The sequence below is a fragment of the Enterobacter sp. 18A13 genome (assembly GCF_007035975.1).
GTDB lineage: Bacteria > Pseudomonadota > Gammaproteobacteria > Enterobacterales > Enterobacteriaceae > Enterobacter > Enterobacter vonholyi.
Genome location: NZ_AP019634.1, coordinates 4,633,879 through 4,652,325 on the forward strand (window position 1 = coordinate 4,633,879; position 18,447 = coordinate 4,652,325).

Below are 18,447 nucleotides of genomic sequence, written 5' to 3' on the forward strand. Positions count from 1 at the left end.
CTCTACAAGGCTCGGGGCGCCCGGAAAGGGCAAATACAGGTCAGCGACAACGCAGGCATAATGCCTAAATTCGGAATCTAAAATTATGTGTGGAATTGTTGGCGCAGTTGCGCAGCGTGATATTGCTGAAATCCTTCTCGAAGGTTTACGTCGTCTGGAATACCGTGGTTACGACTCTGCCGGTCTGGCTGTCGTCGATGCAGAAGGTCATATGACCCGTCTGCGTCGTCTCGGTAAAGTGCAGATGCTGGCCCAGGCCGCGGAAGAACATCCGCTGCACGGGGGAACCGGTATTGCGCACACCCGCTGGGCGACGCACGGCGAACCGTCTGAAGGCAACGCGCACCCGCATGTGTCTGAACACATCGTGGTGGTGCACAACGGCATTATCGAAAACCACGAACCGCTGCGCGAAGAACTGAAAGCGCGCGGCTACACTTTCGTCTCAGAAACTGACACCGAAGTGATTGCTCACCTGGTGCACTGGGAGCTGGAGCAGGGCGGTACACTGCGTGATGCGGTGCTCCGTGCTATCCCTCAGCTGCGCGGTGCGTACGGTACGGTGATCATGGATTCCCGCGATCCGTCAACGCTTCTGGCCGCGCGTTCCGGTAGCCCGATGGTTATCGGTCTGGGCATGGGTGAAAACTTTATCGCCTCTGACCAGCTGGCGCTCCTGCCGGTTACCCGTCGCTTTATCTTCCTCGAAGAGGGTGATATCGCGGAAGTGACCCGTCGCAGCGTGACCGTCTTCGATACTAAAGGCGAGCAGGTGAAGCGTCAGGAGATCGAATCGAATCTGCAGTACGACGCGGGCGACAAAGGCGCTTACCGTCACTATATGCAGAAAGAGATTTACGAGCAGCCAAACGCCATCAAAAACACCCTGACCGGGCGCATTAGCCACGGTGAAGTGGATCTGAGCGAGCTGGGCGCAAACGCGAACGAACTGCTCAGCAAGGTCGAGCATATTCAGATCGTGGCCTGCGGCACCTCCTACAACTCCGGTATGGTTTCTCGCTACTGGTTTGAATCCCTGGCGGGCGTGCCGTGCGATGTGGAAATCGCGTCTGAATTCCGCTATCGCAAATCTGCGGTGCGTCGTAACAGCCTGATGATAACCCTTTCCCAGTCCGGCGAAACGGCGGATACGCTCGCAGCGCTGCGTCTGTCTAAAGAGCTGGGCTACCTGGGCTCTCTGGCCATCTGTAACGTCCCGGGCTCCTCGCTGGTGCGTGAATCCGATCTGGCGCTGATGACTAAAGCGGGCACCGAAATCGGCGTGGCTTCAACCAAAGCGTTTACCACGCAGCTGACCGTTCTGCTGATGCTGGTGGCGAAGCTTGCGCGTCTGAAAGGTGAAGATGCGTCCGTTGAGCATGACATCGTTCATGGTCTGCAGGCGCTGCCAAGCCGTATTGAGCAGATGCTGTCTCAGGACAAACGCATCGAAGCGCTGGCGGAAGATTTCTCTGACAAACATCACGCCCTGTTCCTGGGTCGTGGCGATCAGTATCCGATTGCGCTGGAAGGCGCACTGAAGCTTAAAGAGATCTCCTACATCCACGCGGAAGCCTATGCGGCAGGCGAGCTGAAACACGGCCCGCTGGCGCTGATTGACGCGGATATGCCGGTCATCGTTGTGGCACCTAACAACGAACTGCTGGAAAAACTGAAATCTAACATCGAAGAAGTGCGTGCCCGTGGGGGTGTTCTGTACGTCTTCGCCGACAAAGATGCCGGTTTTGTCAGCAACGACAACATGCACATCATCGAGATGCCGCATGTGGAAGAGGTGATTGCACCGATCTTCTATACCGTTCCGCTGCAGCTGCTGGCTTACCATGTGGCGCTGATCAAAGGCACCGACGTTGACCAGCCGCGTAACCTGGCGAAATCAGTTACCGTAGAATAATCCCTTCAGGCTCCACCCTCGGGTGGAGCTTTTTTATCCCGCCCGGTTTGTTTTTAATCAATCCTGTCTCGTTTTTAATAATGACAATTTGTCATCTTCAGCTACTTTTTTCAGTGTCACATAAAGAAAATATTTCTGAAAACGTATTGTCATAAAAGTGGCTAACACGATGAAAATTAAGCTTTATTGTGTGGTATTTTAAGTTAAATTTTCATTGTCATAAAACTGTCATAATTCGTACATTTATCTGTCACCTGTTTGTCCTATTTTGCTCATCGTAGCCACTAAACAACGATTTATGAAAATCTTGCAGGAGACATTATGAAAGTTATGCGTACCACTGTCGCAACTGTTGTCGCCGCGACCTTATCTCTGAGCGCGTTCTCTGTATTTGCAGAAGCAAGCCTGACTGGCGCTGGTGCAACCTTCCCTGCGCCGGTGTATGCCAAATGGGCGGATACCTACCAGAAAGAAACCGGTAACAAGGTTAACTATCAGGGTATCGGCTCCTCCGGTGGCGTGAAACAAATTACCGCGAACACGGTTGATTTCGGCGCATCTGACGCTCCGCTGTCTGATGATAAGCTGGCTCAGGAAGGCCTGTTCCAGTTCCCTACCGTGATCGGTGGCGTGGTCCTGGCGATCAACCTGCCGGGCGTGAAGTCGGGCGAGCTGGTGCTGGACGGCAAAACGCTGGGTGACATCTACCTGGGCAAAATCAAAAAATGGGATGACGAAGCGATCGCTAAGCTCAACCCAGGCCTGAAGCTGCCTTCTCAGAACATCGCCGTGGTTCGCCGCGCGGATGGTTCCGGTACGTCTTTCGTGTTCACCAGCTACCTGGCGAAAGTGAACGAAGAGTGGAAATCTAAAGTCGGCTCCGGCTCAACCGTTAACTGGCCTACCGGTCTGGGCGGTAAAGGTAACGACGGTATCGCCGCGTTCGTACAACGTCTGCCTGGCTCCATCGGCTACGTAGAGTATGCGTACGCGAAGCAGAATAACCTGTCCTACACCAAACTGGTGTCTGCAGACGGCAAACCGGTTAGCCCGACCGAAGAGAACTTTGCTAACGCTGCCAAAGGCGCTGACTGGAGCAAATCCTTCGCTCAGGATCTGACTAACCAGAAGGGCGAAGGTGCATGGCCAATCACCTCTACCACCTTCATCCTGGTGCACAAAGAGCAGAAGAAACCTGAGCAGGGCGCTGAAGTGCTGAAGTTCTTCGACTGGGCATACAAAAACGGCGGCAAACAGGCTAACGCTCTGGATTACGCCACCCTGCCGGACAACGTAGTTGAGCAGATTCGTGCTGCATGGAAAACCAACGTGAAAGACAGCAGCGGTAAAGCGCTGTACTAACAGGATATATTTAACGAAGATGGCGGGTGGCGCTGAGCTTGCCCGCCCTACGGTTTAAGCTGTAGGCCCGGTAAGCGTCAGCGCCACCGGGCATATTCGTAAAAACGTCTCAAACAGAAGAGTAATTTATGGCTGCAACCAAGCCTGCATTTAACCCTCCGGGTAAAAAAGGTGACATGATTTTCAGCGCGCTGGTCAAACTGGCTGCGCTGATTGTGCTATTGCTGCTGGGCGGCATTATCGTGTCTCTGATTTTCTCCTCATGGCCGAGCATCCAGAAATTCGGTTTCTCCTTCCTGTGGACCAAAGAGTGGGACGCGCCGAACGACATCTACGGTGCTCTGGTGCCTATTTACGGCACGCTGGTAACCTCGTTCATCGCCCTGCTGATTGCGGTTCCGGTAAGCTTTGGTATTGCCCTGTTCCTGACGGAGCTGGCGCCAGGCTGGCTGCGTCGTCCGCTGGGGATTGCCATCGAACTGCTGGCAGCTATTCCGAGTATCGTCTACGGCATGTGGGGCCTGTTCATCTTTGCCCCGCTGTTCGCTACATATTTCCAGGAACCGGTGGGTAATGTCCTTTCTGCCATTCCGTTTGTGGGGGCCCTGTTCTCTGGCCCGGCTTTCGGTATCGGCATTCTGGCGGCAGGTGTGATCCTCGCCATCATGATAATTCCGTACATTGCGGCGGTCATGCGTGATGTGTTCGAACAAACGCCGGTGATGATGAAAGAGTCGGCCTACGGCATCGGCTGCACCACCTGGGAAGTAATCTGGCGCATTGTCCTTCCGTTCACGAAAAATGGGGTGATCGGGGGCGTGATGCTGGGCTTAGGTCGTGCGCTGGGTGAAACCATGGCGGTCACCTTTATCATCGGTAACACCTACCAGCTCGACAGCGCGTCGCTCTACATGCCGGGTAACAGTATTACCTCGGCGCTGGCGAATGAATTTGCGGAAGCGGAATCCGGGCTGCACGTGGCGGCGCTGATGGAGCTGGGTCTGATTCTGTTCGTTATTACCTTCATTGTTCTGGCGATTTCCAAGCTGATGATTATGCGTCTCGCTAAAAATGAGGGAGCACGCTAATGGCCACTCTCGAAATGCAAGCAACTGCTGAACTGGCGGAATCCCGCCGCAAAATGCAGGCCAGACGCCGCATGAAAAACCGCATTGCCCTAACGCTCTCAATGGCGACGATGGCATTCGGCCTGTTCTGGCTGGTCTGGATCCTCTTCTCGACAATCGTTCGTGGGATTGACGGAATGTCACTCTCGCTGTTCACCGAAATGACGCCGCCGCCGAACACGGCGGGCGGTGGCCTGGCGAATGCGCTGGCCGGCAGCGGGTTGCTGATCCTCTGGGCGACGGTCTTCGGCACGCCGCTGGGCATCATGGCGGGCATTTACCTGGCAGAATACGGTCGTAAATCCTGGCTGGCGGAAGTGATTCGCTTCATTAACGATATTTTGCTGTCAGCCCCGTCTATCGTGGTGGGTCTGTTCGTTTACACCGTTGTTGTAGCGCAGATGGAACACTTCTCCGGCTGGGCGGGTGTGATTGCCCTGGCGCTGCTGCAGGTGCCGATTGTGATTCGAACCACCGAGAACATGCTGAAACTGGTGCCGGACAGCCTGCGTGAAGCGGCTTATGCACTGGGTACGCCGAAATGGAAGATGATCTCTGCGATTACGCTGAAGGCGTCCGTATCCGGGATCATGACCGGTATCCTGCTGGCGGTTGCGCGTATCGCGGGTGAAACTGCGCCGCTGCTGTTTACGTCCCTCTCCAACCAGTTCTGGAGCACGGACATGATGCAGCCGATCGCCAACCTGCCGGTGACGATCTTTAAATTTGCGATGAGCCCATTCGCGGAATGGCAGCAGCTGGCCTGGGCCGGGGTGCTGATCATTACCCTTTGCGTACTGTTGCTGAACATTCTGGCGCGCGTCATTTTCGCGAAGAAGAAACACGGTTAATTTTTTACGGCGCGGCAGCTCGCGGCGCCGAATGAGGAAATGAGTCAATGAGTATGGTTGATACTGCCCCGGGTAAGATTCAGGTTCGTGATTTGAACTTCTACTACGGCAAATTCCATGCCCTGAAGAACATCAACCTGGATATCGCTAAGAACCAGGTCACGGCATTTATCGGTCCATCCGGCTGTGGGAAATCCACGCTGCTGCGTACCTTTAACAAAATGTATTCGCTCTATCCGGAGCAGCGCGCTGAAGGGGAAATCATCCTCGATGGCGAAAATATTCTGACCCAGGCTCAGGATATCGCCCTGCTGCGCGCCAAAGTGGGGATGGTGTTCCAGAAACCCACGCCGTTCCCGATGTCCATTTATGACAACATCGCCTTTGGCGTTCGCCTGTTTGAAAAGCTCTCCCGCGCCGATATGGACGAGCGCGTGCAGTGGGCTTTGACCAAGGCCGCATTATGGAACGAAACCAAAGATAAGTTGCACCAGAGCGGTTACTCTCTCTCCGGTGGTCAGCAGCAGCGTCTGTGCATTGCGCGCGGTATTGCGATTCGCCCGGAAGTGTTGCTGCTGGATGAGCCGTGTTCAGCGCTGGACCCGATCTCAACCGGTCGTATTGAAGAACTGATCACCGAGCTGAAGCAGGATTACACCGTGGTTATCGTGACCCATAACATGCAGCAGGCTGCACGTTGCTCCGATCACACGGCGTTTATGTACCTGGGTGAATTGATTGAGTTCAGCAACACGGACGATCTCTTCACTAAGCCCGCGAAGAAACAAACCGAAGATTATATTACTGGCCGCTACGGTTGATTTGCCTTAGTGCATGTGGAGAAACCATGGACAACCTCAATCTTAATAAACACATTTCCGGCCAGTTCAACGCAGAGCTGGAAAGCATTCGCACCCAGGTGATGACCATGGGCGGTATGGTCGAGCAGCAGCTTTCTGATGCGATTACGGCGATGCACAACCAGGACAGCGAGCTGGCGAAACGCGTCATTGAAGGCGACAAAAACGTCAACATGATGGAAGTCGCTATCGACGAGGCCTGCGTGCGCATTATCGCGAAACGTCAGCCGACGGCGAGCGACCTGCGTCTGGTGATGGCCATTATCAAAACCATCGCCGAGCTGGAACGTATTGGTGACGTTGCGGATAAAATCTGCCGCACCGCGCTGGAGAAGTTCTCTCAGCAGCACCAGCCGCTGCTGGTCAGCCTGGAGTCGCTGGGCCGCCACACCGTGCAGATGCTTCATGACGTGCTGGATGCCTTTGCGCGAATGGATCTTGACGAAGCGGTGCGTATCTACCGTGAAGATAAAAAGGTCGATCAGGAGTATGAAGGCATCGTGCGTCAGCTGATGACTTACATGATGGAAGATTCCCGTACGATCCCAAGCGTACTGACCGCCCTGTTCTGCGCGCGCTCCATCGAGCGTATCGGCGACCGCTGCCAGAACATTTGCGAATACATTTTCTACTTCGTGAAAGGTCAGGACTTCCGTCACGTGGGCGGCGACGAGCTGGATAAGCTGCTGGCGGGTAAAGATCCGAAAGAGTAATCCTGTCATCTGATAACAACGCCGGTACTCACCGGCGTTGTTATTTCTAGTGTAATCACAATTTTCCCCTTCATCCGTTGCCTGACGTTCGAAACGCGCTAACGTGAGACGAAAAAAACAGCAAAGGATGGGATATGAAAAATTCATTAGCGTGCCTGGCGATGGCCATCAGCATCGGGATCGGTACTGGAACAGACGTTATTGCCGCACCGTTGCCGGTCACACCTGACCAGACTACCCCGGTCAGCCACTATGTGACCCAGGTTAATGCGGATAAAAGCATTACGTTTCGCCTGTTTGCACCCGGTGCAACGCGAGTCTCCGTGGTGACGGGGTCAATGCCTGAAAGCCAGGTTTCCCATGATATGACGAAAGAGAAAAATGGCGTCTGGTCATGGAAAAGCGAGCCGATGGCCCCGAATCTCTACGAATATTATTTCGACATCGATGGTTTCCGTTCAGTCGACACGGGAAGCCGCTATCAAAAACCTCAGCGGCAGGTGAACACCAGCCTGATTCTGGTTCCGGGCAGTATTCTCGACGATCGTCCTGTACCGCATGGCGATCTGACGACCCTGACCTGGCACTCGCCGTCGCTCAGGTCAGAGCGCCGCGTCTATGTATGGACTCCCCCTGGCTACAACGGCACAGGGGAACCCTTACCGGTTCTCTACTTCTACCATGGTTTTGGCGATACCGGGCTCTCGGCCATCGACCAGGGCCGTCTGCCGCAAATCATGGATAACCTGATGGCCGAGGGGAAAATCAAACCGATGCTGGTGGTGGTACCCGACACCGAGACGGAGAGCGCTGAGGCCATCCCCGAGAACTTCCCGCCGGCAGAACGACGGAAGTCTTTCTACCCGCTTAATGCGAAAGCCGCAGACCGTGAACTGATGAGCGAAATTATTCCTCTGGTGGATACACGCTTCAACGTGCGTAAAGATGCGGCCGGCCGGGCACTGGCGGGATTGTCACAGGGCGGTTATCAGGCGCTGGTCTCCGGTATGAACCATCTGGACAGCTTCGGCTGGCTGGGAACGTTCAGCGGCGTTACCACGACAACCGTGCCTGACGAAGGCGTGGCCGCACGCTTTAAGCAGCCTGAGGCCATTAACCGGCAGCTGCATAACTTCACCGTCGTTGTGGGAGAGCGCGATTCGGTGACCGGCAAAGATATCGCCGGTCTGAAAGCGGAGCTGGAAAAACAGGGCATCAAATTCGACTATAAAATGTACCCTGGTCTGAATCACGAAATGGACGTCTGGCGTCCGGCCTATGCAGAGTTTGTTCAAAAGCTCTTCAGATAAACCTGTCGCCCTCCCTGAAGGGAGGGGCGGCTTAGCGCGTAATATCCCACCCGCGAGCCTTCCACAGCGCGGGTAGCTGCGCCAGATCTGTAAAGGTCGTGACTTTTGGATGATCGATCGGCTTGTTGTGCGGATCGGCGCAGAAGTAAAACACCTCCATTCCCGCATCAATCCCCGACTGCGCCCCCGCAGACGAGTCATCCACCAGAATGCAGTTCTCTACGTTAACGTTCATCGCTTTTGCCGCATGGAACATCAGCGCCGGGTCCGGCTTCCAGCGCTGGATATCGTAGCCGCTGAACAGTTTTTCCGGGAAGTGGTGCAGCATCTCAAGCTTGCCCAGCGAGTGCTGCATTTTGCTGACCGGACCGTTGGAGACCACGCAGATCGGCACCGTCATGGCATCCAGCAGCGCGTTTGCGCCCGGAATTACCTCCAGCTCCGAATCGAACAGGCGTGCAACCTCGGCGCGGTACACCGGTTCCAGAGCCGCCTTCTCAAGAACGACGCCGTGTTCTTCGTTAATGATGTCGATGATCTCGTAGAGCTTCACGCCCTTAAAGCGTTTAAACACCTCTTCGAGTTCCAGAGTAATGCCAAATTCCTGGAACATGGCCACATACGCGCGGGAACAAATGACCTCACTGTCGACCAGCGTACCGTCGCAGTCGAAAAATACCGCTTCAATTCCGGACATGCCTTTCCCTTTTAACAAGTTTAACGTTTACGTACGGCGGTTCACCGGGACGCAATCGTTGCCGTATAAGCAAAATCAATGAAAAAAGTATCACGTAACAGCCACTATTGTCGCATTTTGGTATAGGATAGCGACGAATTTTCCCTCCTTGTTCGGAAATTGATGATGAGTCAACAACACACTACCCAGACATCTGGTCAGGGTCTGCTTGAGCGCGTTTTTAAACTGCGCGAGCACGGCACAACGGCACGCACCGAAGTGATCGCTGGTTTCACCACCTTCCTGACGATGGTCTATATCGTTTTTGTGAACCCACAAATTCTGGGCGTTGCTGGCATGGATACCAGCGCCGTCTTTGTAACCACCTGCCTGATCGCCGCCCTTGGCAGCATTCTGATGGGTGTATTCGCTAACCTGCCAGTTGCATTGGCACCGGCGATGGGCCTGAATGCGTTCTTCGCGTTCGTGGTTGTTCAGGCGATGGGTCTGCCTTGGCAGGTGGGCATGGGCGCTATCTTCTGGGGCGCGGTTGGCCTGCTGCTGCTGACCATTTTCCGCGTACGTTACTGGATGATTGCAAACATTCCCGTGAGCCTGCGCGTGGGCATTACCAGCGGTATCGGTCTGTTCATCGGTATGATGGGGCTGAAAAACGCGGGTGTTATCGTGGCGAACCCGGATACGCTGGTGAGCATCGGTCACCTGACCTCGCATAACGTGCTGCTGGGCGTGCTGGGCTTCTTTATCATCGCGATCCTCGCTTCCCGCAATATTCACGCGGCAGTGCTGGTGTCCATCGTGGTGACCACGCTGCTGGGCTGGATGCTGGGCGACGTTCACTATAACGGCATCGTTTCCGCGCCACCGAGCGTTTCTACCGTTGTTGGTCATGTTGATCTGGCGGGTTCCCTGAACCTGGGCCTGGCGGGCGTGATTTTCTCCTTCATGCTGGTGAACCTGTTCGACTCCTCCGGTACGCTGATCGGCGTGACCGACAAAGCGGGTCTGGCAGATGAGAAAGGCAAATTCCCGCGCATCAAGCAGGCGCTGTTTGTGGACAGTATCTCCTCCGTGACCGGCTCATTTATCGGGACCTCGTCTGTTACCGCTTACATTGAATCCTCTTCCGGCGTGTCCGTGGGCGGCCGTACCGGCCTGACGGCGGTTGTGGTGGGTATTCTGTTCCTGCTGGTGATCTTCCTCTCGCCACTGGCGGGCATGGTGCCTCCGTACGCGGCGGCCGGCGCGCTGATCTATGTGGGGGTGCTGATGACCTCCAGCCTTTCTCGCGTGAAGTGGGATGATTTAACCGAAGCGGTGCCGGCGTTTATTACCGCCGTGATGATGCCGTTCAGCTTCTCGATTACCGAAGGTATCGCGCTGGGCTTTATTTCTTACTGCGTAATGAAGATCGGTACCGGCCGCTTCCGCGACCTCAGCCCTTGCGTCATCATTGTGGCGCTGCTGTTTGTGCTGAAGATTGTGTTTATTGACGCGCACTAAGGTGCGGTTTGTGGTGTCAGGTGGCGCTTCGCTTACCTGACCTACTGACGAGTGTAGGCCCGGTAAGCGCTAGCGCCACCGGGCTTTTTATCAGGCTTTTACCCGCTTAATATAATCCCCGAACGCCGTCAGCTGGCCAGAGAGATGGTCGCGCGTGCTCTGATCCACCACTTCACCCGTTTGCGGGTCGACTTTATTCTGAATCACTCCGCCCATAAATTCCGGCTTGTTCATCACCATCGCATCCAGGAATACCAGGATCTGACGCAGATGATACTGGCAGCGAGCGCCGCCAATCGCGCCCATTGAGCTGGTCTGGATCAGCACCGGTTTGCCTGACAGAGGCTGTTCAGGTAAACGGGACAGCCAGTCGATGGCATTCTTCAGGCCACCCGGAACCGAGTAGTTATATTCCGGCGTGACGATGACCACGCCGTCAGCCTGGCGGATCTGCTCTGCCAGCGCCTCGACGCTCTGCGGGAACCCTTCTTCCTGCTGGACGTCCGCATCATACAGCGGAATATCGCCAATAGACGGCAGGGCGCTAATTTCCATACCTGCCGGTGCCAGCTGTGGCAGCGTGCGGGCAACCATCCCGTTAAATGAACCTTTGCGCAGGCTTCCCAGTAACGTAACTACTTTCAACGTATCAGACATGATTACTCCTGTTTCATCATGATGACCCTGATTGGATCAGCTAAGGGTGAATGCTTTTTCTGTCGGTAAACTGGTTAAACGCATCAGGCGTGCGGCGGGCTCGTTGGCGCGCTCGGGCACATCAGGAAGGCTACGCCATCCCTGTTGACTGTCAAATTCCCAGATTTTCATGCGTTCAATGGCAGGGGTAACCGCAATGGACCAAATGAGCACATCCTCTGCGTCACTGAGTGCCTCCACCAGCGTGGCCTGGGCGGCACGCAGACGTCCGGAACCAGGCAACAGCTGCAGCAAGCTGGCGTCGTCTGAGGCGCATCCGCAGAGCTTACGAATGCTCTGGCGCAGGGTAATGAGCTGGGCTCGGGCTTCGACAGGATCGTTCTGGTTGCGTACCCACAGCTTCTCATTGCTGGAGAGCGGATAGTCTTCATGTGCGTTACCGCCATGGAAGCTGCGCGTTGCGCGCTGAAGTTCCATATCGAGCCCACAATCCCCTTCGGTGGTCAGCGCGACGCCAATGATATTGCCCGCGTAGGCAATCGAAAAACGAGGGAGATCCGGGTCGACAAAGACCGGGCGGCCTTCGGGTTGGGTAATGATGTCCGGCAGCTCGCTGGTGCCGTACAGCATAAACAGCAGTTCTGCGAGAAGTGCTCTGGACGCTAAAAACCGCGTCCTCCGGTGTTCCGGGAGATCGAGTGCTTCACGGTGACAGGCTGAAGAAATTCTTGCCGATACGAGACGTCCTTCCGTAAGTATCCCTCTTGCAAAGTGCGTAGCCATTTTTCGCTCCTTGATAATGGTCGTAATCGGTTAAACGGTTACATGATTATCGCTTAACTTGACTCCTGTTTTAATCAGTAAATGGGAGTAAGAGAAGCCTCAGGACCGAACTTTACATTTTCTTAGGCAAAAATTGGATCGCTCGCACCGTACAGCGCCTTGATGGTTTCCCGCAACCATAAAATTTTCGGATTATGGCTGTTCCGTTTATGCCAGATCAGCGTGAAGGGAACGGTGAGCTTTTCAGCCTGCGCTTCGTCAATGGGAATAGGAAGCGCGATCAGCTTCCGCTGGTGGAGTTCATTGTAGTGATGGCAGTAATGCGGAGCCGTGGCGATATAGTTATGACCGGGCTGTGCTGCCATAAACATCGACTGCTCAAAGCCCGGCACGCTCATGGCAATGTTTCTCTCCCGACCCATCTCCTTTAGCACTTCGTCCAGTGCCCAGGTGTCGCTGCGTTCCCAGAAGATGCTGATGTGCGGGTAGCGCAGAAAGGTCTCGAGGTTCCATTCATCCTGTAGCGCGGGGTGATCCTCACGCAGATACACGCACGGACGGTCGCTGAACAGGATCTCATAGTCGATGAACCACGGCATTAGCTTCAGCAATTCACGCGATCGCGGGTGCGTTTCGCGTCCGGTGAATCCCAGGTCCACCTCTCCACGCGTAATGGCGTCCAGAGAGTCGTAATCCCAGTGGCGCATTTTCACCGTAGCCTGCGGATAGCGCTGGTTCACCTGCTCCAGCAGGGCATTGAAGCGGATCAGCATCAACGGCGTTTCCGCGGCCAGCACGAACGTCAGCCCGCCCGGAGAATCATGGTGGAATTTATCGAGGATCTGGTTGCCGATTTGCATCCAGTCAGCCAGATCCTGCTCAAGACTCACCGTCAGCGGCGTCGGCAGCAGCCCTAGCGGCGTTTTAACAAACAGCGGGTCTTCGAACCAGTCGCGCAGTTTGGCCAGCGATTTGCTTACCGCCGACGGCGTCACGTTCATCCGCTTTGCCGCTTTGGTGACGCTGCGCTCCTGCAGCAAAAGCTGCAGGCACAGCAACAGGTTAAGATCGAGACTGCTGATGGGCTTCTTCATAGTGCGCCGCGGGCTGGATGACCATAAGTAAGGTAATGCAGAGTATGCTACAGCCAATCAGAACCCCGATCAGCATATTCAGCGCGTTAAGCCCGATGACCGCCGCCAGCCAAATCCACAGCGACGAGCCGCAGACCTGCGCGATCCCCAGTACCGAGCTTGCCACGCCTGCCCGCAGCGAAAATGGGCCAAGCGCCTGGCTCATCGCTACGCCAAAGCCAACCGAGAACCCGGCACAAATCAGCGTAATACCCGCCAGCATGACCGCATGTGAGCTGGTGGTCGCCAGGATCGCGCCGGCGGCGAGGAATAAAACCTGTGAGGTCAGCATCAATGTGCGCTGGCTGAAAACATTTAGCGCAAACGGCGTCGAAAACGAAACGGCCATACTGACCATCGCGGTTAATGCCATAACTGTTGAATACTGACCGCGATCGAAGCCCATGGTCTCCATCAGCAAAACCGGGGAAACGTTTACATAGGTCAGGATCACCGCCACGCTTAACGTGGTCACGGCCAGACGGCTGAGGAAAAAGCGGTTGAGAAGCTTCTCTGCCGGGTGAATGGTTGCGGTATGGCCGGTATTCTGCGAGCCCGGGTGGGTCTCTTTCAGCACGGCGATCGACAGGATAAACACCAGCGCGCCCATCGCCGCCATGGTCCAGAACAGGCTCTGCCAGGGGAATTTCAGCATGATGAGATAGCCCACAACCGGGGCCAGCACCGGGATGATGCAGGTAATGCCGTTCAGCATCGACAGCACTTTGGCGCGACGCTGGGCGCTTAAAGTGTCGCGCAAAATGGCAAACGCCACCACGTAGCAACCGCCCGCCCCGATGCCCTGGATAAAGCGCCCGGTCAGAAACACGGTGCTGTTTTGCGCCTGTGAGCAGAGAAGGGACGCCAGGGCAAAAACGATGGCACCGGAGATAGCGACAGGCTGACGGCCTGCCTTATCCGCGATCTTCCCCGCAAACACCATCGACGACGCCATCCCCGCGAGGTAGGCCGAAAACGCGATGTGCAGCTGCGCTTCGCTGGCGCCCAGATCGCGGGCGATATGCGGTAATCCCACCAGATACATATCAATGCCTGACGGATAAAGCAGAACTAAAGCGAAACTACAAAACAGAAAACGCGCCATAAACCCCCCATAGATGAAGGCATGCAGGATAGGGGGTGAAAAGGGATTAGGCGAGTTGCCATTTGGACAATGGTGATTTCCCAGGAGGAAATCACCATAGATTAGCGGGAATTATTTACCAATACAGAAGCTTGAGAAGATCCGTCCCAGCAAATCGTCCGAGGTAAACTCCCCGGTGATCTCGCTCAGATTCTGCTGCGCCAGACGCAGCTCTTCCGCCAGCAGTTCACCCGCCCACGCGCCGATCAGCTGCGCTTTACCCTGGACAAGGTGGTTAGCCGCCTCTTCCAGCGCCTGCAGGTGACGGCGACGCGCCAGGAAGCCGCCTTCCATGCTGGTGTCAAAGCCCATGCTCTGCTTGAGATGATTGCGCAGGTCGTCCACGCCCTCACCGGTACGCGCCGACAGGCGGATTAGTGAGTGACCATTCACATCGCTGATGCCCAGCGTTTCGCCAGTCACGTCTGCCTTATTACGCACCACGGTGATCGGCAGTTTGGTCGGCAGGCGGGCAATAAAGTCCGGCCAGATCTCTGCCGGGTCAACGGCGTCGGTCGTGGTGCCGTCCACCATAAACAGCACGCGGTCGGCCTGCTCGATCTCCTGCCAGGCGCGTTCGATACCGATGCGCTCAACCTCGTCGCTGGCATCGCGCAGACCGGCGGTGTCGATGATGTGCAGAGGCATGCCGTCGATGTGGATGTGCTCGCGCAGTACGTCGCGAGTGGTGCCGGCAATGTCGGTTACGATTGCCGCTTCACGGCCCGCCAGGGCGTTCAGCAGGCTCGATTTCCCGGCGTTAGGGCGTCCGGCAATCACCACCTTCATCCCTTCGCGCAGCAGGCTGCCCTGGCGCGCTTCGGCGCGAACGGCGTCGAGATCGCTCATCACCTGGTTGAGCTGGGCTTCAATTTTACCGTCAGAGAGAAAATCGATCTCCTCATCCGGGAAGTCGATAGCCGCTTCCACGTAGATGCGCAGGTGAGTAAGTGCTTCCACAAGGTGATTCACACGCGCGGAGAATGCCCCCTGCAGCGAGTTCAGGGCGGAGCGGGCCGCCTGTTCAGAACTGGCGTCGATCAGGTCAGCAATGGCCTCTGCCTGCGCCAGGTCGAGCTTGTCGTTGAGGAAGGCACGTTCGGAGAACTCGCCCGGCTTCGCAATGCGCAGGCCCGGCAGGGTCAGGATCCGTTTTAACAGCAGGTCGAGGATTACCGGGCCGCCGTGGCCCTGCAGCTCCAGCACGTCTTCACCGGTGAAGGAGTTAGGGCCGGGGAACCACAGCGCAATGCCCTGGTCCAGCGGCGTGCCGTCGGTATCTTTAAACGGCAGGTAATCAGCGTAGCGCGGCTTTGGCAGTTTACCCAGCACCGCTTCGGCCACCTCGCGCGCCTTCAGGCCGGAGATGCGCAGAATGCCTACACCACCGCGTCCCGGTGGGGTTGCCTGGGCGACGATAGTGTCGTTATGGCTCATGGTTGGTCTCGTTCAATACAAATAAAAAAGGCGGTCAATCGACCGCCCTTATTTTAGCGTTAACTTATCGGATCAGGACTTTTTCTTTTCGCGGCTATGCAGGCCACGTTTTTCCAGACCACGGTAAATCAGCTGCTGCTGGATGATGGTCACCAGGTTGCTGACGATATAGTACAGCACCAGACCTGACGGGAACCACAGGAAGAACACGGTGAAGATGACCGGCATAAAGGTCATGATCTTCTGCTGCATCGGGTCGGTCACGGTGGTCGGCGACATCTTCTGAATGAAGAACATCGTCACGCCCATCAGGATCGGCAGGATGTAGTACGGGTCCTGTGCGGACAGGTCATGGATCCACAGAGCGAACGGCGCGTGGCGCAGCTCAACGGAACCCATCAGCATGTAGTACAGCGCAAGGAAGATTGGCATCTGAATCAGCAGCGGGAAGCAGCCGCCCAGTGGGTTCACTTTCTCTGCTTTGTACAGGGCCATCATTTCCTGGCTCTGACGCTGTTTGTCATCGCCCAGACGCTCACGCATTGCCTGAATCTTCGGCTGCAGCATGCGCATCTTCGCCATGGAGGTGTACTGCGCTTTAGTCAGCGGGTACATGATACCACGAACGATGAAGGTGATAACGATGATGGAGAAGCCCCAGTTACCCAGGAAGCTGTGGATGAACTTCAGCAGCTTAAACAGCGGCTGAGAGATGAACCACAACCAACCGTAATCCACGGTCAGATCCAGGTGCGGCGCAACAGCGGCCATTTTGTCCTGAATTTCCGGGCCGACCCACAGGGTGCTTGCCAGCTTACCGGTTTGACCCGGCTGTACCAGAACCGGCTGAGATTTGTAGCCGATGGCTGCAATACCGTTGCCCAGGTTCGCGGTATAGAAGTTGTTGGTACCGTCGTTATTTGGCACCCACGCAGTGGCGAAATACTGCTGCAGCATTGCCACCCAACCGCCTTTAGCGCTGACGTTCAGGTTTTCGTTATCGGCAATGGTGTCGAATTTGTATTTCTCATACTTCGCGTCTGGCGTGGAGTACGCCGCGCCACGGAAGGTATGCAGCGCAAAGTTGCTGCTTCCAGTGTCACGGTGAGACGGCAGATTGATGGACTGCTTCAGCTGACCGAAGGTGGACAGTTCCAGCGGTTTCGCACTGGCGTTCTGTACGCTGTAGCCCACGTTCACCGCATACTCACCGCGCTTCAGGGTGAAGGTTTTGGTGAAGGTGTTGCCTGCGGCGTCGGTATAGGTCATCGGGATAACGAGTTCGTTCTGGCCATCAGCCAGCACAAAGGTGTCATTCTCGACGGTATACAGTGGACGCGCACCGTTAGCCGGGTTATCCGGGCCATCACGACCGGTCAGGCCGCTCTGCGCCTGGTAGATAAACTCAGGCGTGGTTTCCAGTAACTGGAACGGTTCGTTAGACTTCAGCTCTTTCGGGTAGGTCAACAGCAGCGCCTGCTCAACATCACCACCACGGGTGTTGATTGTCAGCTCAAGCACATCGGTCTTAACCGTAATCTGTTTCCCCTGGCCACTGGCCGGTACGCCCTGGTCGGCGGCGCTACCCGCTGCGGTGGTCGTAGTCTGCGTGGTCTGCTGCTGGGGTTGAGGATTTTTATCCTGCTCCCATGCCTGCCAGATCATGAAAGACACGAACAACAAAGCGATGATAAGAAGATTGCGTTGCGAATCCATCGTTAGTGTTCTCTGGTATCAAAGGGTCCTGGAGGGACGGGGTCGTCTCCACCGGGGTGTAAAGGGTGGCATTTTAATACGCGTTTCACCGTCAACCAACTGCCTTTTATCACTCCAAACCTGCGCAATGCCTCAATTCCGTAGCTTGAGCATGTTGGTGTGAAACGGCAGTGCGGCCCGAGTAGCGGACTAATCAGGCGTTGATAGACCCGAATGAGGGCTATCAGGACCCGTGAGCCAGGCGACAGTGGCGGCGCCATAATTTTTCCAACGCTTCCGAGAGAGCACGGTTATCGAGGTCGGCAACCCCCTTTTTAGCCACCACCACGAAATCCATTGAAGGCAGTTCGTGCTGACGTAAACGGAAGCTTTCACGCGTCAGACGTTTAATCCGATTGCGTTCATGCGCACGCTTAACATTTTTCTTGGCGACTGTGAGACCGATGCGGGGATGCCCCAGCGAATTTTGGCGGCCGAGGATGGTGATTTGCGGCGTGCCAGCCCGTAGTGGCTGCTGGAAGACGAAAGTGAAATGAGCGGGAGTTAACAAACGTAACTCCCTGGGAAATGCTAGCTTAACCACTCAGGGGTTAGCTTTATTACTTGGAAACGGTCAGACGAGCGCGGCCTTTAGCACGACGACGTGCCAGAACCTGACGACCATTTTTAGTAGCCATACGAGCACGGAAGCCGTGAGAACGGTTGCGCTTCAGTACAGACGGTTGAAAAGTGCGTTTCATGGCGATTTCTACCTAAACTTGAATAAATTCACTGACTTTTGCGTATACCCGAACGAGTTTCGAACGACTAACGCCTCAGCGTGGGTGATTAAAGAGGCCGGATTGTAATAATTGTACACTCCGGAGTCAATTCTCTTTCCTTATTTCCCGCGTATTTCCGCACGTTTTCGCGTGGAAAATGAGCAACGGACGACGCAGGAAGATGAGCATCACGCGCCGGGTCGAGGATTATACGGGCTCACCGACAAAGCGCAAGGATCGTCCCGGATCTTCGTTAGATCATTTAAGCAATAAATTGTCTGTGCTCATTAATTTTTCCAATATGCGGACTAAATCGCGGGGCACTCGCGCCAGGATCGTTTACACTTACCCGGTTCTGGATCTTCCTGTGGATAAATCGGGAAGAATCTGTGAGAAACAGAAGATCTCTGGCTCAGTTTAGGCTATGATCCGCGGTCCCGATCGGGATCCCAGGATCCTGGTCAGGATAAATTGCAGA

At 55.5% G+C, this 18,447-nt stretch carries 18 protein-coding genes and 1 pseudogene; 8 read left to right on the forward strand and 11 right to left on the reverse strand.

Annotated features, from left to right (window positions below; translation table 11 throughout):
- Positions 1-85: 85 nt before the first annotated feature.
- The 7 genes from glmS (at position 86) to FOY93_RS22420 (ending at position 8,138) form a co-directional block, all read left to right on the forward strand.
- Entirely contained in the window at positions 86-1,915 is a 1,830-nt protein-coding gene (gene glmS / locus FOY93_RS22390) for a glutamine--fructose-6-phosphate transaminase (isomerizing) (protein WP_048990817.1), read from the forward strand.
- 321 nt (positions 1,916-2,236) lie between these two features.
- A complete protein-coding gene (pstS, locus tag FOY93_RS22395; protein ID WP_008500186.1) occupies positions 2,237-3,277 on the forward strand; it encodes a phosphate ABC transporter substrate-binding protein PstS in 1,041 nt (346 codons plus the stop codon).
- Positions 3,278-3,405: 128 nt separating this feature from the next.
- The gene (gene pstC / locus FOY93_RS22400; protein WP_023309793.1) at positions 3,406-4,365 is read left to right on the forward strand and encodes a phosphate ABC transporter permease PstC; all 960 of its coding nucleotides are present in this window, start codon (positions 3,406-3,408) and stop codon (positions 4,363-4,365) included.
- Positions 4,365-5,255, forward strand: coding sequence for a phosphate ABC transporter permease PstA (pstA, locus tag FOY93_RS22405; RefSeq protein WP_111964235.1), 891 nt, complete (start codon positions 4,365-4,367; stop codon positions 5,253-5,255). Before pstC ends, pstA begins: the two co-directional genes overlap by 1 nt.
- A gap of 47 nt (positions 5,256-5,302) precedes the next feature.
- A complete protein-coding gene (gene pstB / locus FOY93_RS22410) occupies positions 5,303-6,076 on the forward strand; it encodes a phosphate ABC transporter ATP-binding protein PstB (protein ID WP_008500183.1) in 774 nt (257 codons plus the stop codon).
- 26 nt (positions 6,077-6,102) lie between these two features.
- Positions 6,103-6,828 (forward strand): phosphate signaling complex protein PhoU, encoded by a 726-nt coding sequence (gene phoU, locus FOY93_RS22415; protein ID WP_008500182.1) that lies wholly within the window; start codon positions 6,103-6,105, stop codon positions 6,826-6,828.
- Between the two features lie 161 nt (positions 6,829-6,989).
- Complete coding sequence (locus FOY93_RS22420; protein ID WP_143345750.1) at positions 6,990-8,138, forward strand: esterase; 1,149 nt, start codon at positions 6,990-6,992, stop codon at positions 8,136-8,138.
- Between the two features lie 31 nt (positions 8,139-8,169).
- Here the strand turns inward: FOY93_RS22420 and yieH are convergent, their stop codons facing one another.
- Entirely contained in the window at positions 8,170-8,835 is a 666-nt protein-coding gene (gene yieH, locus FOY93_RS22425; RefSeq protein WP_032648584.1) for a 6-phosphogluconate phosphatase, read from the reverse strand.
- A gap of 165 nt (positions 8,836-9,000) precedes the next feature.
- Here yieH and adeP point away from each other — a divergent pair, with 165 nt between their 5' ends.
- The gene (gene adeP, locus FOY93_RS22430) at positions 9,001-10,338 is read left to right on the forward strand and encodes an adenine permease AdeP (protein WP_143345751.1); all 1,338 of its coding nucleotides are present in this window, start codon (positions 9,001-9,003) and stop codon (positions 10,336-10,338) included.
- A gap of 90 nt (positions 10,339-10,428) precedes the next feature.
- On the opposite strand, the gene FOY93_RS22435 is transcribed toward adeP, so the two are convergent.
- The 10 genes and pseudogenes from FOY93_RS22435 to FOY93_RS24140 form a co-directional block, all read right to left on the reverse strand.
- Positions 10,429-10,995 carry an NADPH-dependent FMN reductase gene (locus FOY93_RS22435; protein WP_014833835.1) on the reverse strand — a complete coding sequence of 189 codons (567 nt, stop codon included), beginning with the start codon at positions 10,993-10,995 and terminating at the stop codon, positions 10,429-10,431.
- A gap of 36 nt (positions 10,996-11,031) precedes the next feature.
- The gene (locus FOY93_RS22440) at positions 11,032-11,778 is read right to left on the reverse strand and encodes a 4'-phosphopantetheinyl transferase family protein (protein ID WP_143345692.1); all 747 of its coding nucleotides are present in this window, start codon (positions 11,776-11,778) and stop codon (positions 11,032-11,034) included.
- Positions 11,779-11,900: 122 nt separating this feature from the next.
- Positions 11,901-12,872, reverse strand: a complete 972-nt coding sequence (yidZ, locus tag FOY93_RS22445) for an HTH-type transcriptional regulator YidZ (RefSeq protein ID WP_111964239.1) — start codon at positions 12,870-12,872, stop codon at positions 11,901-11,903.
- Positions 12,841-14,016 (reverse strand): MFS transporter, encoded by a 1,176-nt coding sequence (locus FOY93_RS22450; RefSeq protein ID WP_143345693.1) that lies wholly within the window; start codon positions 14,014-14,016, stop codon positions 12,841-12,843. Before FOY93_RS22450 ends, yidZ begins: the two co-directional genes overlap by 32 nt.
- A gap of 111 nt (positions 14,017-14,127) precedes the next feature.
- Positions 14,128-15,492 carry a tRNA uridine-5-carboxymethylaminomethyl(34) synthesis GTPase MnmE gene (gene mnmE, locus FOY93_RS22455; protein WP_115876770.1) on the reverse strand — a complete coding sequence of 455 codons (1,365 nt, stop codon included), beginning with the start codon at positions 15,490-15,492 and terminating at the stop codon, positions 14,128-14,130.
- A 72-nt stretch (positions 15,493-15,564) separates the two neighbouring features.
- Positions 15,565-17,208 carry a membrane protein insertase YidC gene (gene yidC, locus FOY93_RS22460; RefSeq protein ID WP_115876769.1) on the reverse strand — a complete coding sequence of 548 codons (1,644 nt, stop codon included), beginning with the start codon at positions 17,206-17,208 and terminating at the stop codon, positions 15,565-15,567.
- 2 nt (positions 17,209-17,210) lie between these two features.
- Complete coding sequence (gene yidD / locus FOY93_RS22465) at positions 17,211-17,468, reverse strand: membrane protein insertion efficiency factor YidD (RefSeq protein ID WP_001307474.1); 258 nt, start codon at positions 17,466-17,468, stop codon at positions 17,211-17,213.
- Complete coding sequence (rnpA, locus tag FOY93_RS22470; RefSeq protein WP_032640303.1) at positions 17,432-17,791, reverse strand: ribonuclease P protein component; 360 nt, start codon at positions 17,789-17,791, stop codon at positions 17,432-17,434. The genes yidD and rnpA overlap by 37 nt, the downstream gene beginning before the upstream one ends.
- Before the next feature lie 16 nt (positions 17,792-17,807).
- Positions 17,808-17,948: a 50S ribosomal protein L34 gene (gene rpmH, locus FOY93_RS22475; protein ID WP_000831330.1), complete on the reverse strand. Its 141-nt coding sequence runs from the start codon at positions 17,946-17,948 to the stop codon at positions 17,808-17,810.
- Positions 17,949-18,176: 228 nt separating this feature from the next.
- Positions 18,177-18,227: pseudogene (locus FOY93_RS24140) on the reverse strand (hypothetical protein); the annotation flags it as partial.
- Positions 18,228-18,447: the final 220 nt, after the last annotated feature.

Excerpts from the sequence above, each read along its gene's own strand:
- glmS (WP_048990817.1), top strand. The coding sequence starts at position 86 with ATGTGTGGAATTGTTGGCGCAGTTGCGCAGCGTGATATTGCTGAAATC.
- pstS (WP_008500186.1), top strand. The coding sequence starts at position 2,237 with ATGAAAGTTATGCGTACCACTGTCGCAACTGTTGTCGCCGCGACCTTA.
- pstC (WP_023309793.1), top strand. The coding sequence starts at position 3,406 with ATGGCTGCAACCAAGCCTGCATTTAACCCTCCGGGTAAAAAAGGTGAC.
- pstA (WP_111964235.1), top strand. The coding sequence starts at position 4,365 with ATGGCCACTCTCGAAATGCAAGCAACTGCTGAACTGGCGGAATCCCGC.
- pstB (WP_008500183.1), top strand. The coding sequence starts at position 5,303 with ATGAGTATGGTTGATACTGCCCCGGGTAAGATTCAGGTTCGTGATTTG.
- phoU (WP_008500182.1), top strand. The coding sequence starts at position 6,103 with ATGGACAACCTCAATCTTAATAAACACATTTCCGGCCAGTTCAACGCA.
- FOY93_RS22420 (WP_143345750.1), top strand. The coding sequence starts at position 6,990 with ATGGCCATCAGCATCGGGATCGGTACTGGAACAGACGTTATTGCCGCA.
- yieH (WP_032648584.1), bottom strand. The coding sequence starts at position 8,835 with ATGTCCGGAATTGAAGCGGTATTTTTCGACTGCGACGGTACGCTGGTC.
- adeP (WP_143345751.1), top strand. The coding sequence starts at position 9,001 with ATGAGTCAACAACACACTACCCAGACATCTGGTCAGGGTCTGCTTGAG.
- FOY93_RS22435 (WP_014833835.1), bottom strand. The coding sequence starts at position 10,995 with ATGTCTGATACGTTGAAAGTAGTTACGTTACTGGGAAGCCTGCGCAAA.
- FOY93_RS22440 (WP_143345692.1), bottom strand. The coding sequence starts at position 11,778 with ATGGCTACGCACTTTGCAAGAGGGATACTTACGGAAGGACGTCTCGTA.
- yidZ (WP_111964239.1), bottom strand. The coding sequence starts at position 12,872 with ATGAAGAAGCCCATCAGCAGTCTCGATCTTAACCTGTTGCTGTGCCTG.
- FOY93_RS22450 (WP_143345693.1), bottom strand. The coding sequence starts at position 14,016 with ATGGCGCGTTTTCTGTTTTGTAGTTTCGCTTTAGTTCTGCTTTATCCG.
- mnmE (WP_115876770.1), bottom strand. The coding sequence starts at position 15,492 with ATGAGCCATAACGACACTATCGTCGCCCAGGCAACCCCACCGGGACGC.
- yidC (WP_115876769.1), bottom strand. The coding sequence starts at position 17,208 with ATGGATTCGCAACGCAATCTTCTTATCATCGCTTTGTTGTTCGTGTCT.
- yidD (WP_001307474.1), bottom strand. The coding sequence starts at position 17,468 with ATGGCGCCGCCACTGTCGCCTGGCTCACGGGTCCTGATAGCCCTCATT.
- rpmH (WP_000831330.1), bottom strand. The coding sequence starts at position 17,948 with ATGAAACGCACTTTTCAACCGTCTGTACTGAAGCGCAACCGTTCTCAC.